The following is a 13,348-nucleotide window of genomic DNA, read 5'->3' as shown; positions in this document are numbered from 1 at the left end:
TTCCTGGGGGACGAAGTTATCTAGACAACTTTGCTCACCCGGGTGTCGTCACGGCGGTACCCGGGGCGGAGAGGACCCAACACCGTGTCATCCCTCTCACAGGCCGCCGCGTCCGGGAGCAGCATCTCGATCGGCTCCACGACGCCCCCGCAGCGCGGCGACAAACTGGCCATCATCTGGGCGACGGACACGCCCGACCCCAAGAACTGGATCGGCGTCTACCCCGCCGACCGGCTGCCCGCCGGCGGCAGCAACTCCCTGGTGTGGGCATACGTGCCCGGCGCGTCCGGGCAGACCACCCTCGACACCTCCGGCCTGAGCGGCGGGCCGTACATCGTGTATCTGCTGGCCAAGGACGGCTACGGCGTCCTCGCCAGGACAGATGCCTTCAGCTTCGCCGGCACGCACGCCGGCGACTCGGTCAAGCTGACGACACCCGCTCCGCACGAGGGAGACAAGCTCTCCTTCCACTGGACGACGGACACGCCCGACGCGAAGAACTGGATCGGCGTGTACGACGGCGACCGACAGCCGGGGCACGGCTCCTCCCTCGCCTGGGAGTACACCCCCGGTGCCTCCGGCGACATCACGATCGACACCTCCGGACTCAGCGGCGGCCCGTACACCGCCTACCTGCTGGCCAAGGACGGCTACGGCATCCTGGCCCGCACCGTCCCGTTCAGCTTCGTGGTCCGCCCCGTGATCCCGCGCCCGCACGCGGTGCTCGACGCCGTCACCACCGCCCCGCAGACCGCGGGCACGGACGTCTCGGTGAAGCTCGGCGGTCTGTGGATCAGGCCCGAGGGCAACGCCGCGGGCAGCGCGACCTTCAAGCGTGTCGGGGGCGACTCCTGGCTGTCGGTGGCGGCGGACGGCACGGTCAGCGGCAAGGCCCCGCTCTTCGCACCCCGCAGACCCGGCCGGCTGGTGGCCGCCGTCACCGACAGCGCCGTCGACAGCGACACCGTCACCGTCCAGGTGCCGGTGCGCACCTCCCGGGAGCGGCTCCGGCTGAAGGCGGCCACGCTGAACCTCTGGGACGCCGGCACCCACATCGACGGATTCCTGGAGAAGCAGCTGCGGCTGGTGCTCGCCCAGGGCCTGGACGTCGTGGCGCTCCAGGAATGCGGGGACAAGGCGGCCGAGAACCTCGCCGGTGCGCTCGGCTGGCACGCGCACCAGGCCGGCGGCCTGGGCATCGTGAGCCGCTACCCGCTCACCGACATCGTCGCTCCGACCGCTGCGCTCCCGGCCGCCGCGGCGACGCTGCACCTGCCCGGCTCCCGCACGGTACGCCTGTGGACGGCCCAGCTGGACGAAGCCGACTACGGACCGTACGCGCTGCTCGCGGGCCGGACGCCCGCGCAGGTCGAGGCCGCGGAGAAGGAGACGAACCGCTACCGGCAGGTGCAGGCGCTGGTTTCCGCGCTGCGGCCCGAACTCGCCGCCCGCACCCCCGTCGTGCTGGCCGCCGGACTCGCCTCGCCGTCCCACCACGACTGGACGAGCCGGACCGCGCCCGCGCACCGGGGAGTGGGCCGGGTCCGCTGGCCCGTCACCGAGGCGCTGGAGAAGGCCGGCCTCGTCGACGCCTTCCGTGACGCCCACCCCGGCCCGGAGAAGGCGCCCGGCACCACCTGGTCCCCCGTCAGACCGCAGCGCGAGGGCGGCGGCACGGAACCGCAGGACCGGATCGACCAGATCCAGTTCGCCGGGCGGCTCAAGGTCCTGGAGGCGCACAACCTGTTCACCGGCTGGCCCCGGCCGGTGCCGGACAGCGCCGCCAACGGCTGGCCCTCCGACCACGCCGCCGCCGTCGTCACCTTCTCCCTGTCCGCCCGCGGCTGACCGCGAACGATCCGAAGGACCTTCCTCCCATGACCGAGATCAGCCGCCGCTCCTTCATCGGCACCGCCGCCGCCGGAGCCGCCCTCGCTGCCGGGCTCCCCGGCACGGCGGAGGCCGCCGGCCAGGGCGCCCGCCACGGCAGCATCGCCGACGTCAAGCACGTCGTCATCCTGATGCAGGAGAACCGCAGCTTCGACCACTACTTCGGCACCCTGAACGGCGTGCGCGGCTTCAGCGACCGCCAGGCGACCGCCCTCGCGAACGGCGACTCCGTGTTCCGCCAGCCCGACCGAGGCCGCAAGGAGGGCCACCTGCTGCCCTTCCGCATGGACACCACGAAGTACAACGCGCAGAACGCGGGCGGTCTCCCGCACGACTGGGACTCCGGCCACAGCGCCGTCAACGGCGGCGCCATGGACAAGTGGGTCTCCGCCAAGGGCGAGCGGACCATGGGCTACTTCACCCGGCAGGACATCCCCTACCAGTACGCGCTGGCCGACGCCTTCACCCTCTGCGACGGCTACTTCTGCTCGCTGAACGGCCCCACCGACCCCAACCGCCTCTATCTGTGGACCGGCACCGCGGGCCCCGGCGTCGACGGCACCACCGGCCCGTGGACCGACAACACGCCGGTCACCGGCAACCCGGTGGCCGACTGGACGACGTACGCCGAGCGCCTTGAGCAGGCCGGCGTCACCTGGCGCGTCTACCACAACCCCGACGGCTCCGACGACCGGTACGGGGACTACGACGACAACGCGCTGTCGTACTTCAAGCAGTTCCACGAGTTCCCCGAGGACGACCCGCGCTACATCAACGCCATGACGAAGTGGGACCTCACGGCGTTCGACAAGCACTGCAAGGACGGCACCCTGCCCACCGTCTCCTGGCTGGTGGCGCCCTACCTGTTCTGCGAGCACCCGAACGCCAGCCCCGACTACGGCGCCCACTGGGTCAACACCGCGCTGCAGTCGCTGTTCTCCAACCCCGACGTGTGGAAGCACACCGTCTTCCTGCTCATGTACGACGAGAACGACGGCTACTTCGACCACGTCATCCCGCCGATCCCCGAGCCGGGAACCAAGGACGAGTTCGCGAACGGCAAGCCCATCGGCCTGGGCAGCCGGGTACCGCTGTGGGTCGTCTCGCCATGGTCGCGCGGCGGCTGGGTCAACTCCCAGGTCTTCGACCACACGTCGGTGGTGCGCTTCCTGGAGCGTGTCACCGGTGTGCGGGAGCCCAACATCTCCGACTGGCGGCGCACCGTCTGCGGCGACCTCACCAGCTGCTTCGACTTCGGCGAGCCCGACTACAGCATTCCGGAACTGCCCGACACGGTCGCCCTGATGGCCAAGGCCGACGCGGGCAACTCCCTGCCGGCGGTGAAGATACCCGACCAGCAGTCCATGCCCGCCCAGGAGAAGGGCCCGCGACCGCATCGCGCCCTGCCCTACCGCCCATGGGCCGATGTCAAGGTCGACCGGACCACCGGCAAGGTCACCTGCACCCTCACCAACGACGGCAGCGTCGGCTACCACTTCACCGTGCTGCCGAACACCGCCCTGCCCTTCGCCGGCACGCCCTTCACCGTCCCGCCGCGCTCGTCCCGCACCTATGTGTGGGACGCCTCCGGCACCGACGGACGCTACGACTTCTCCGTGTACGGCGCCGACGGCTTCGTCCGCCGCTTCTCCGGCACCGTCGTCCGTACGGGCCAGGACGACGTGGCGGTGCCGTCGGTGACGGCGGCCCTGCGGAACTCCGGGCGGCCGGATGACGCCACGCTGGAGCTGGAGCTGCGCAACGCCGGCGGCACCGAGGTGGCGTTCACGATCACGCCGAACGACTTCGCCGGCAAGGAGCGGACCGTGTGGGTCGGACCGGGCGACCGCACCCGCCTGACCTGGCGCACCGACGAGGGGCGCTACGACATGACGGTCACCGCCGGCACCGGTACCCGGTTCGCCCAGCGGTACGCCGGAACCGTCCACACCGTGTGAGAAGCCCCGGTCGGCACCGGGCGCGGAAGCCGGACCGCCCGGTGCCGGCCGGCACCGGGCGCACGAGACACATGGACGAGGTCCACAACGGCGCGTACGTCGTGTGCACGGACGGTCCGGTGAAGCGTCGCCCGAGGCCAACCACCCCCCTGGCCGTTGGGAGGGTCTTCGCCGGTCATGGGTATCTCGTAGACAGGGCCGGCGAAACCGTGGTCCCCGAGGGAACCAACATCTCTTCTTTCTACGTGCAGCACGGAGACGCACTTCCCGGACTCAACGGCCTGACCGTCGAGCGAGGCGTGCATCCGGGAGGCCACGTGGAGACATGCAAACCGGGCGACGTAATTCCGAACTGAAATCTGACGCCTCCCGCCTCATCGGACGGCGGAGGTTTCAGTGTGTTCGAGAATTCGATGACAGTCGGCAAAGAGGCCGCACTGAGCGAGCTGCTGAAGCCCGGCATGGGAAATGTTCACTGGGCGGCGTGTCGTGAGCTCAAGTAGAATATCCCAACCTGTGAGGAGCCGTACATGGATGTAACGGAAAAACGCCACTGGGTCTTGACGGATGTGTCACTCGTCATCAAGGGGCGTGATCTCCGGCCGGGGGAGATCACGCCCTTCCTCGGTATCGAGCCCACCGGTGTGCGCAACCCGGGTCCCAGCAAATGGGCTCGGCCGGGCGACGTCGACGGACTGTGGAGCATCAGCTGCAACGAGCACGTCAGCCGGGACTTTAACGAGCAGCTGGACAATATCCTTTCCACCATGGAAAGCAAGCGGACCGAGCTGGTGCAACTGACCGAACAGGGATATGAGGTGACCGTCGGAATCTACGGATTCGCCGGGAACGACTGCACCCTTGCCCTTCAGTCGGATGAACTCAGGCGAATAGCACTCCTGGGATTCCCTCTCGGGGTGGCGGCCAATATGAATGAGCGCTGAAGGAGCAGTTATGGAACCTGGAGCGAAGTTGAAGCCGTGGGGTAACTTGAGCACCTCCCTGGTCGTATCGGGTCAGGAAGTGGATTCCGCTTTTCTGCTTGCCGAGTTGCAACTCGCGGACAGTGAAGAGTTCTCTTCGTCCGAAGGTGTGGACATCTATTCCGGCCCCGGCTGGGCCACGCTCACCGTCGACGAGCGGCACTCGGAAAACGCCGACGAACAGGCCGTGGAACTCATCGGATTCCTCAGCCCTCGCAAGCCGGCGCTCGACGCGCTGAAGGAGGCGGGAAAATCGGTGAAGGTCGATGTGGCAGGCATTGCCGAGTCAGGATCCGGACTGTTTGTCTCGCCGGGCGTTCTTGCAGGTCTTGCAGAGCTGGGAGTCCCTGTCACCTTCACGACGGTCCGGGCATCCGGGGAGGACGAGGAAGACCCACTCGCCTGGCTCGACTGAACCCCGGACGGCCCTGACAGCGCAGGAAGGTACGAACGCGCTGGTCAGGGCCGATTTCCCTCTAGCACTCGATGATGTTCACCGCGAGCCCGCCCCGGGCCGTCTCCTTGTACTTCACGCTCATGTCCGCCCCGGTGTCCTTCATCGTCTTGATGACCTTGTCGAGGGACACCTTGTGGGAGCCGTCGCCGCGCATCGCCATCTTCGCCGCCGTGACCGCCTTCACCGAGGCCATGCCGTTGCGCTCGATGCACGGGATCTGGACCAGGCCGCCGACCGGGTCGCAGGTCAGGCCGAGGTTGTGCTCCATGCCGATCTCGGCCGCGTTCTCGACCTGCTCCGGGCTGCCGCCCAGGACCTCGGCCAGGGCGCCCGCGGCCATGGAGCAGGCGGAGCCGACCTCGCCCTGGCAGCCGACCTCGGCGCCGGAGATCGAGGCGTTCTCCTTGAACAGCATGCCGATGGCGCCCGCGGCCAGCAGGAAGCGGACCACACCGTCCTCGTCGGCGCCGGGCACGAAGTTGATGTAGTAGTGCAGGACCGCCGGAATGATGCCCGCCGCGCCGTTCGTGGGGGCGGTGACCACGCGGCCGCCCGCCGCGTTCTCCTCGTTCACCGCCATCGCGTAGAGCGTGATCCACTCCATCGCGTGCGCGAGCGCGTCGCCCTCGGCGCGCAGCTGGCGGGCCGAGACGGCCGCGCGGCGGCGGACCTTGAGGCCGCCGGGCAGGATGCCCTCGCGGGACATGCCGCGCTGGACGCACTCGCGCATGACGCGCCAGATCTCCAGCAGGCCCGCCCGGATCTCCTCCTCCGTACGCCAGGCCCGCTCGTTCTCCAGCATGAGGGAGGAGATCGACAGGCCCGTTTCCTTGGTGAGGCGGAGAAGTTCGTCGCCGGTGCGGAAGGGGTACTTCAGGACCGTGTCGTCCAGCTTGATGCGGTCGGCACCGACCGCGTCCTCGTCCACGACGAAGCCGCCGCCGACCGAGTAGTACGTCTTGGAGAGCAGTTCCGTGCCCGCGGCGTCGTGCGCCCAGAGCGTCATGCCGTTGGCGTGGTACGGGAGCGCCTTGCGGCGGTGCAATATCAGGTCGTCGTCGAAGGAGAACGGGATCTCGTGCTCGTCGAGGAGCGAGATCCGGCCCGCCTTCTTGATCGCCTCCACCCGCTCGTCGGCCGTCTCCACGTTCACCGTGCGCGGCGAGGCGCCCTCCAGGCCGAGCAGCACCGCCTTCGGGGTGCCGTGGCCGTGGCCGGTGGCGCCGAGCGAGCCGTACAGCTCACAGCGCAGGGACGCGACGGAACCGACCAGGTCCTCGTTGCGCAGCCTGCGGACGAACATGCGTGCCGCGCGCATCGGGCCGACCGTGTGGGAGCTGGACGGGCCGATGCCGATCGAGAACAGGTCGAAGACCGAGATGGCCACGGGAACTCCTCAATACGGGGGGTGGTGCTGGGGTGGTGCCGGGGGGCACCGCGCACGCTGCTCTTTCAGTGTGCGCGGTGCTCCGCAAAAGGTGACTTACTTGTTCAGACCCGGGTACAGCGGGTGCTTGTCGGCCAGGGCCTTCACCCGGGCCTTCAGAGCCTCGGCGTGGGCCTCCCCGAAGGGGGACGGCGCCTTGAGCGTCTCGGCGATCACGTCCGCGACCTCGGCGAAGTCCTCGGCCGTGAAGCCGCGGGTGGCCAGGGCCGGCGTGCCGATCCGCAGCCCGGACGTGACCATCGGGGGGCGCGGGTCGTTCGGCACGGCGTTGCGGTTGACCGTGATGCCGACCTCGTGGAGACGGTCCTCGGCCTGCTGCCCGTCCAGCTCGGACTCACGCAGGTCGACCAGGATCAGGTGCACGTCCGTGCCGCCGGAGAGCACGTTCACACCGGCCTCGCGGGCGTCGGCCGCCGTCAGCCGCTCGGCGAGGATCCGCGCGCCCTCGACCGTACGGCGCTGGCGCTCCTTGAAGTCCTCCGAGGCGGCGACCTTGAAGGAGACCGCCTTCGCTGCGATCACGTGCTCCAGGGGACCGCCCTGGAAGCCCGGGAAGACGGACGAGTTCAGCTTCTTCGCGAAGTCCTTCTTCGCGAGGATGATGCCGCCGCGCGGGCCGCCCAGCGTCTTGTGGGTGGTGGAGGTGACGACGTCGGCGTGCTCGACCGGGTTGGGGTGCAGACCCGCCGCGACCAGCCCGGCGAAGTGCGCCATGTCGACCCACAGGTAGGCCTCGACCTCGTCCGCGATCCGGCGGAACTCGGCGAAGTCCAGCTGACGCGGGTACGCCGACCAGCCCGCGATGATCACCTTCGGGCGGTGCTCCTTGGCGAGCCGCTCGACCTCGGCCATGTCGACCAGACCGGCGTCGTCCACGTGGTAGGCGACCACGTTGAACTGCTTGCCGGAGAAGTTCAGCCGCATCCCGTGGGTCAGGTGGCCGCCGTGCGCCAGGTCCAGGCCGAGGATGGTGTCCCCGGGCTGGGCCAGCGCGAACAGCGCCGCCTGGTTCGCGGAGGCGCCGGAGTGGGGCTGCACGTTGGCGTACTCGGCGCCGAACAGCTCCTTGATCCGGTCGATGGCGATCTGCTCGGCGACGTCGACGTGCTCGCAGCCGCCGTAGTAGCGGCGGCCCGGGTAGCCCTCGGCGTACTTGTTGGTGAGGACCGACCCCTGAGCCTCCATCACCGCGAGCGGTGCGAAGTTCTCGGAGGCGATCATCTCCAGCGTGGACTGCTGCCGGTTCAGCTCGGCGTCGACCGCGGCGGCGATCTCCGGGTCCAGCTCGTGCAGGGAGGTGTTCAGGACAGTCATGGGGCTAGGACTCCTCAGCCGGCGGTCTCGGCGGTGTACTCGTCGGCGGAGAGCAGGTCGGACGGCTCCTCCGTGACGCGCACCTTGAACAGCCAGCCGCCCTCGAAGGGGGCGGAGTTCACCAGCGACGGGTCGTTGACGACGTCCTCGTTGACCTCGGTGATCTCGCCGGTGACCGGCGAGTAGAGGTCGGAGACCGACTTGGTCGACTCCAGCTCGCCGCAGGTCTCGCCCGCGGTCACCGTGACACCGACCTCCGGGAGCTGGACGAAGACGACATCGCCGAGCGCGTTGGCCGCGTGCTCCGTGATGCCGACCGTCGAGACGCCGTCCTCGGCGCCCGACAGCCACTCGTGCTCCTTGCTGTAGCGCAGCTGCTGGGGGTTGCTCATGGCCTGAATTCTCCTGTACGCGCGGGAGTGCTGATGAATGGGGGATTACTGGAACTGCTGGCGAGCAGGTGAGGTGTGCGCAGGGTCACGTGATCGGTACGGACCGCGCCCGGGTGTCTACTTCTGGCGCTTGTAGAAGGGCAGCGCCACGACCTCGTACGGCTCGTGGCTGCCCCGGATGTCCACACCGACGCCCTCGGTGCCCGGCGCCGCGTGCGCCGCGTCGACGTACGCGATGGCGATCGGCTTGCCCAGGGTGGGGGAGGGGGCGCCCGAGGTGACCTCGCCGATGACCTCGCCGCCCGCGACGACGGCGTACCCGGCACGCGGCACCCGGCGGCCCTCGGCGATCAGGCCGACGAGGACCCGCGGCGGGTTCTCCTGGGCGCGGGAGGCGGCCTCGCTGAGCGCCTCGCGGCCCACGAAGTCGCCCTCCTTCTCGAACTTCACCACCCGGCCGAGCCCGGCGTCGAACGGCGTCAGGGACGTGGTCAGCTCGTGCCCGTACAGCGGCATGCCCGCCTCCAGGCGCAGGGTGTCCCGGCAGGACAGGCCGCAGGGCACCAGGCCGACGCCCTCGCCGGCCTTGGTCAGCGCCTGCCACAGCTCCACGGCGTGCTCCGGCTTCACGAACAGCTCGAAGCCGTCCTCGCCGGTGTAGCCGGTGCGGGCGATCAGGGCGGGGACGCCGGCGACGGTGCCGGGCAGGCCCGCGTAGTACTTCAGGCCGTCCAGGTCGGCGTCCGTGAGGGACTTCAGGATGCCGGGGGACTCGGGCCCCTGGACCGCGATCAGCGCGTAGGCGTCACGGTCGTCGCGCACCTCGGCGTCGAAGCCCTCGGCCCGCTCGGTCAGCGCGTCCAGCACCACCTGGGCGTTGGAGGCGTTGGCCACGACCATGTACTCGGTCTCGGCCAGCCGGTAGACGATCAGGTCGTCCAGGATGCCGCCGTCGGCCCGGCAGATCATGGTGTAGCGGGCGCGGCCGACGCCGACGGAGGCGATGTTGCCCACCAGGGCGAAGTTCAGGAGGGCGGCCGCCTGCGGTCCGGTCACGGTGATCTCGCCCATGTGCGAGAGGTCGAAGAGACCGGCCTTGGTCCGCACCGCGAGGTGCTCGTCGCGCTCGGAGCCGTAGCGCAGGGGCATGTCCCAGCCGGCGAAGTCGGTCATCGTCGCACCGAGCGAGCGATGCAGCGCATCGAGCGCGGTAAGACGGGGTTCGGTACTGCTCATCGGTCGGTCGTCTCCCAGGGCAGGCATGACGGGCGAGGAACGTTCCTCCCCATCTGTCATCGGAACCTGAGAGGTTCGCCGAGACCGCCACAGGGACGATCACGGTTTGCACCTTGGGTGGAGCCACTGTCACAGCGACCCGCTTTTCAGATGTGCCTCGCCCGCGCGGTAACGGGGCCTGAGAGATTCAAGGGAGGGACTTGCTCCTTCGGCGTCCCAGCGAAGACTGCTGGGAACTCTCCCGCGCGGATTCAAGCGGCCGGTATGCAGTTGGCGCGCACATCATTGCACGCCACGCCCTCACCCGTCAGGGCCGCATCTGTAACCGACCTGTGGCACTACGCGCACCCAACCACTGGACACGGCGCATTACCTTCTCTTTACATTCTTAGGGCAAGGGTTTCCCGAGCCCACAGGGGAGGACGATCACGGTGAACAGGACGACGGCCTACGCCACCACCGGCATCGCGATGCCGAAGCAGCCCTCCGTCCCGGCCCGCGAGCGCTGCGCCGAGCGCCCGGCCCCGGTCGTCCGGGACCTGCGCGACCGCGCCGGCCGCAGCCCGCGCGCCCTGCTCTTCGACCCCCAGGACCTGGTGGTGATCACCGGCCTGCCCGGCAGCGGCAAGTCCACCCTGATGCACCGCGCGGTCCCCGGCCACCGCATCGACTCCCAGGACGCGCGCGACCGCTGGGACGCCCGCACGCCCCGCTTCCTCCCCTACGCGCTCTACCGCCCCCTGGTCCGCCTCGCCCACTTCGCCGGACTGCGCCGCGCCCTGCGCACCGGCGAGGGAGTCGTCGTGCACGACTGCGGCACCCAGGCCTGGGTGCGCGGCTGGCTGGCCCGCGAGGCCCGTCGCCGCGGCGGCACCCTGCACCTGGTCCTCCTCGACGTCACTCCCGGCATCGCCCGGGCGGGCCAGCGTGAACGCGGCCGCGGCGTGTCCCGGTACGCCTTCGGCCGCCACCGCCGTACGACCGCCCGGCTGCTGCGCGAGGTGGAGCGGGGCGAGCTGCCCGCCGGCTGCGGCTCCGCGGTGCTGCTGGACCGGGACGCGGCGGACGTACTGCACCGCATTGCCTTCTCCGGCTGATCGGACCCAGGTCTGTCACAGGCACCCGCTAGCCTTCTGATCCACAGCATGGTTCCCAGCAGGCGGTAGGCAGATGGACTTCCCGGCGGACATTCCCGCGGACTTCCCGGCACAGGCACACCCCCACCCGCACGGCGGTTGGCCCGGCAACGAGCTGGAGGAGGTGCTCTCGGCCTCCCTCGGCATACCCTCCGCGGGCGGACGGATCATCGAGGTCCTGGGCCGCAGCTTCGTCTGGATCCCCCTGCCGGGCGGCGGCGGTCCGCACAGCGGCCCGCTGGACCTGCCCACCATGGAGATCGAGGGCCAGGTGTACGTCCCGGTCTTCAGCTCCGAGGAGCAGCTCCGGCAGGCGGCCGGCTCCCAGATGTCGTACACCATCGCCCCGGCGGTGGAGTTCGCGCGCGGCCTGCCCCCGCAGGCCGGGATGGCCGTCAATCCCGGCGGTGTGGTCGGTGTCCCGCTCCCGCCCGAGGCGGTGGCCGAGCTGTGCCGCGCGGGCCGCACCCCGCTGGACGGCCCCGGCGTCGGCGGCCGGGTCCGTCTCTTCGAGCCCGACTGGCAGGACGACCCGGTGGACTTCCTCGCCGCCGCCTCCGCCGAGTTCGCCGCGACGGGCGTGGTCCTCAGCGCCCGCCGCTGCCTCGCCGCCATCGAGACGGCCGACCCGGTGATGTTCGTGGGGGTGGAGCTCTCCCAGTGGGAGGGCGACCTGCGAGCCCTTCCCCTGGAGGCTCTGGGCAGGGCCCTCGGCAAGGGTCCGGTCCCGTGGCCGGTCAACCTGGTCCTGCTCGACGTGGCCCAGGACCCCGTGGGCGAGTGGCTGAAGGCGCACGTCCGCCCCTTCTACCAGCACGGTCACTGACCAGCCGGCTCCGGGACACCGACCGAGGGGCCTTGGGGCCGTGTCCGATATGCGGCTCGCCGCGGGGCACGAGAACCCACCACGAACCCGCACTCGCCGACGAACACGAGGCTCCGAGCTGCCGGGCGCTTAAGCTGTGTCCGAACGCGGGGCAAGAATTGAAGGGGCGGTAAGACAGGTGAGCGCGAGCCCAAGCGGCAGCGTCGAGCACATGCTGCGCCAGGTCACCCCCGGGCGCTACGACGCCTACGAGGCATTGCTGCGCGCTCTCGCCACCCCTTCCTCCGGCCAGATCTGGATGCTCCTGTGGCACGGCCAGGCCGGCTCGCCCGACGCCCAGTACGGGAACATGGAAGTCGACGGCTTCAGCTACGCCCCCTGTGTCACCTCCGCACAGGAACTCTCGGCGAGCGGCTGGAACCGTTCCTATGAAGTGGTCGACGGACTGGACGTCGCCCGCACTCTCTACCCCGACCACTACGGCCTCTGGCTCAACCCGCACGCCCAGGGCGGCGGCGTCGGCATCCCCTGGCTGGACCTGCGCCGCATCGCCACCGGCCTGGACCGCCAGCCCGCCGGCCCCCTGCGCCTGTCCGAACCCGGCATCGAGATCCCGCAGTTCTACGCCCTGCTCGCGCAGAACGCCCACCGCACCCCGGCCCTGCGCGCCCTGCGCCGCGCCTGGGTGCAGCCCGCGCTCGGGGCGCCGTACCTCGCCGTCGGCCTGGACGTGTACGACACCTCGCCGGCCGCGGTCGACTCGGTGCGCGCCATGATGCAGCAGTCCGTCGGGGCGGTCCCGGAGGGGCTGCCGGTGTCGACGGTCGCGATGACCGACGACTACGACCCGGTCGTGATGTGGATGCGGGCCAACGCCCGCCCGTTCTACGACCGTGAATCCCACGCGGCCGCGCCGCAGCCCCAACTCCAGGTCCAGCCCCAGGCCCCGGCCGCCGGATACGGGTACCCGCCGGTGCACGGCGGCTACTGACAGCACTGTGCCCGTCTCTCGGTCGAGAGACGGGCACAGTCAGCTCACTCGGCAGCTGTCACCGGGTCACGGCTTCGCCGTACACCTGTGCTTCGAGACGCACGTGGAGTAGAAGAGCTTCGCGGTCACGGCGTGGAACACGCCGTAGTCCTTGTCGACAATGGTCTTGCAATTCGGGCCGTAGTGCGCCTTCTCGATGTGGAACTTCTGGAATTCCACCTTGGGCGTCACATAGCCGTAGCGCTTTCCGGGCACACTGAGGTCGTGCTCCACCGAGATTCCGGTGGTGTTCGCCTTGGATACCTGGTACGAAACGTTCCCGTCAATCTCGGCCAGGGCGAACTTGACGGACAGGCCGCCGCCGAAAGTCCAGCCGGAGGTCCGCGACTTGGTGACACTGAGGGTGTACTTGAGTGTCGCGGCCCTAGGGCTGTCGTTGTACTCGCCCACGGTGTCGCCCGACGCCTGGTAGTACCGGGGGCCCACCTCGTCGACGTTGTAGAAGTGCCCCGTGCCGCAGCTGTTCGGGTGCACCTCGGTGGCGGAGGCCGCCGCCGGCACGGCGAAGGACGCGCCGACCAGGAGGGCCGAGGTGGCCACCGCTCGGCTGGTCATTCCGAGAAGTGTCATGTTTGTTTCCCCGTATTCTTCTGTTGTTTGCGCTGTTGTTTGCGCTGTTGTGGTCGCGGGGTTTTGGCGCTCTTCCTGCCTGCCGATC

The 13,348-nt window shown here is 69.7% G+C and carries 12 protein-coding genes, 1 pseudogene and 1 riboswitch; of the genes and pseudogenes, 8 read left to right on the top strand and 5 right to left on the bottom strand.

Annotation, left to right across the window (positions count from 1 at the left end):
* Positions 1-84 precede the first annotated feature (84 nt).
* From ACIRU3_RS35995 to ACIRU3_RS35975, 5 genes and pseudogenes are all read left to right on the top strand, one after another.
* Positions 85-1,848: an endonuclease/exonuclease/phosphatase family protein gene (locus tag ACIRU3_RS35995; RefSeq protein ID WP_404065686.1), complete on the top strand. Its 1,764-nt coding sequence runs from the start codon at positions 85-87 to the stop codon at positions 1,846-1,848.
* Positions 1,849-1,877: 29 nt separating this feature from the next.
* Positions 1,878-3,848: a phosphocholine-specific phospholipase C gene (locus tag ACIRU3_RS35990; protein ID WP_404065683.1), complete on the top strand. Its 1,971-nt coding sequence runs from the start codon at positions 1,878-1,880 to the stop codon at positions 3,846-3,848.
* A 71-nt stretch (positions 3,849-3,919) separates the two neighbouring features.
* Positions 3,920-4,351: pseudogene (locus ACIRU3_RS35985) on the top strand (putative adhesin).
* Positions 4,352-4,378: 27 nt separating this feature from the next.
* Positions 4,379-4,792, top strand: a complete 414-nt coding sequence (locus tag ACIRU3_RS35980; RefSeq protein WP_404065681.1) for a DUF4279 domain-containing protein — start codon at positions 4,379-4,381, stop codon at positions 4,790-4,792.
* A 10-nt stretch (positions 4,793-4,802) separates the two neighbouring features.
* Positions 4,803-5,246, top strand: coding sequence for a hypothetical protein (locus ACIRU3_RS35975; protein ID WP_404065679.1), 444 nt, complete (start codon positions 4,803-4,805; stop codon positions 5,244-5,246).
* Between the two features lie 61 nt (positions 5,247-5,307).
* Here ACIRU3_RS35975 and ACIRU3_RS35970 read toward each other — a convergent pair whose 3' ends face one another.
* The 4 genes from ACIRU3_RS35970 to gcvT form a co-directional block, all read right to left on the bottom strand.
* Positions 5,308-6,675 carry an L-serine ammonia-lyase gene (locus ACIRU3_RS35970; RefSeq protein WP_404065676.1) on the bottom strand — a complete coding sequence of 456 codons (1,368 nt, stop codon included), beginning with the start codon at positions 6,673-6,675 and terminating at the stop codon, positions 5,308-5,310.
* Positions 6,676-6,771: 96 nt separating this feature from the next.
* Positions 6,772-8,049: a serine hydroxymethyltransferase gene (glyA, locus tag ACIRU3_RS35965; RefSeq protein ID WP_404065674.1), complete on the bottom strand. Its 1,278-nt coding sequence runs from the start codon at positions 8,047-8,049 to the stop codon at positions 6,772-6,774.
* A 14-nt stretch (positions 8,050-8,063) separates the two neighbouring features.
* Complete coding sequence (gene gcvH / locus ACIRU3_RS35960) at positions 8,064-8,441, bottom strand: glycine cleavage system protein GcvH (protein ID WP_404065670.1); 378 nt, start codon at positions 8,439-8,441, stop codon at positions 8,064-8,066.
* Between the two features lie 117 nt (positions 8,442-8,558).
* Positions 8,559-9,677, bottom strand: a complete 1,119-nt coding sequence (gene gcvT, locus ACIRU3_RS35955) for a glycine cleavage system aminomethyltransferase GcvT (protein ID WP_404065667.1) — start codon at positions 9,675-9,677, stop codon at positions 8,559-8,561.
* 156 nt (positions 9,678-9,833) lie between these two features.
* Positions 9,834-9,931, bottom strand: a riboswitch (glycine riboswitch).
* A gap of 177 nt (positions 9,932-10,108) precedes the next feature.
* Between gcvT and ACIRU3_RS35950 the strand changes: the two genes are divergently transcribed.
* From ACIRU3_RS35950 to ACIRU3_RS35940, 3 genes are all read left to right on the top strand, one after another.
* Positions 10,109-10,774 (top strand): AAA family ATPase, encoded by a 666-nt coding sequence (locus tag ACIRU3_RS35950; RefSeq protein WP_404065664.1) that lies wholly within the window; start codon positions 10,109-10,111, stop codon positions 10,772-10,774.
* Between the two features lie 73 nt (positions 10,775-10,847).
* The gene (locus tag ACIRU3_RS35945; RefSeq protein ID WP_404065661.1) at positions 10,848-11,639 is read left to right on the top strand and encodes an enhanced serine sensitivity protein SseB; all 792 of its coding nucleotides are present in this window, start codon (positions 10,848-10,850) and stop codon (positions 11,637-11,639) included.
* A gap of 211 nt (positions 11,640-11,850) precedes the next feature.
* Positions 11,851-12,630, top strand: a complete 780-nt coding sequence (locus tag ACIRU3_RS35940; protein WP_404065765.1) for an enhanced serine sensitivity protein SseB C-terminal domain-containing protein — start codon at positions 11,851-11,853, stop codon at positions 12,628-12,630.
* A 66-nt stretch (positions 12,631-12,696) separates the two neighbouring features.
* Here ACIRU3_RS35940 and ACIRU3_RS35935 read toward each other — a convergent pair whose 3' ends face one another.
* Positions 12,697-13,245 (bottom strand): hypothetical protein, encoded by a 549-nt coding sequence (locus ACIRU3_RS35935; RefSeq protein ID WP_404065658.1) that lies wholly within the window; start codon positions 13,243-13,245, stop codon positions 12,697-12,699.
* Between the last annotated feature and the right edge of the window lie 103 nt (positions 13,246-13,348).

The organism is Streptomyces sp. NPDC101151 (assembly GCF_044768335.1).
GTDB lineage: Bacteria > Actinomycetota > Actinomycetes > Streptomycetales > Streptomycetaceae > Streptomyces.
The sequence above is the reverse complement of the archived record's forward strand: the minus strand, read 5'-3'. Positions and strand labels throughout refer to the sequence as shown.

Bases quoted from the DNA above. Each gene is read 5' to 3' on its own strand.
- ACIRU3_RS35935 (WP_404065658.1), bottom strand. From the start codon at position 13,245: ATGACCAGCCGAGCGGTGGCCACCTCGGCCCTCCTGGTCGGCGCGTCC.
- ACIRU3_RS35990 (WP_404065683.1), top strand. From the start codon at position 1,878: ATGACCGAGATCAGCCGCCGCTCCTTCATCGGCACCGCCGCCGCCGGA.
- gcvT (WP_404065667.1), bottom strand. From the start codon at position 9,677: ATGAGCAGTACCGAACCCCGTCTTACCGCGCTCGATGCGCTGCATCGC.
- gcvH (WP_404065670.1), bottom strand. From the start codon at position 8,441: ATGAGCAACCCCCAGCAGCTGCGCTACAGCAAGGAGCACGAGTGGCTG.
- ACIRU3_RS35945 (WP_404065661.1), top strand. From the start codon at position 10,848: ATGGACTTCCCGGCGGACATTCCCGCGGACTTCCCGGCACAGGCACAC.
- glyA (WP_404065674.1), bottom strand. From the start codon at position 8,049: ATGACTGTCCTGAACACCTCCCTGCACGAGCTGGACCCGGAGATCGCC.
- ACIRU3_RS35975 (WP_404065679.1), top strand. From the start codon at position 4,803: ATGGAACCTGGAGCGAAGTTGAAGCCGTGGGGTAACTTGAGCACCTCC.
- ACIRU3_RS35940 (WP_404065765.1), top strand. From the start codon at position 11,851: ATGCTGCGCCAGGTCACCCCCGGGCGCTACGACGCCTACGAGGCATTG.
- ACIRU3_RS35980 (WP_404065681.1), top strand. From the start codon at position 4,379: ATGGATGTAACGGAAAAACGCCACTGGGTCTTGACGGATGTGTCACTC.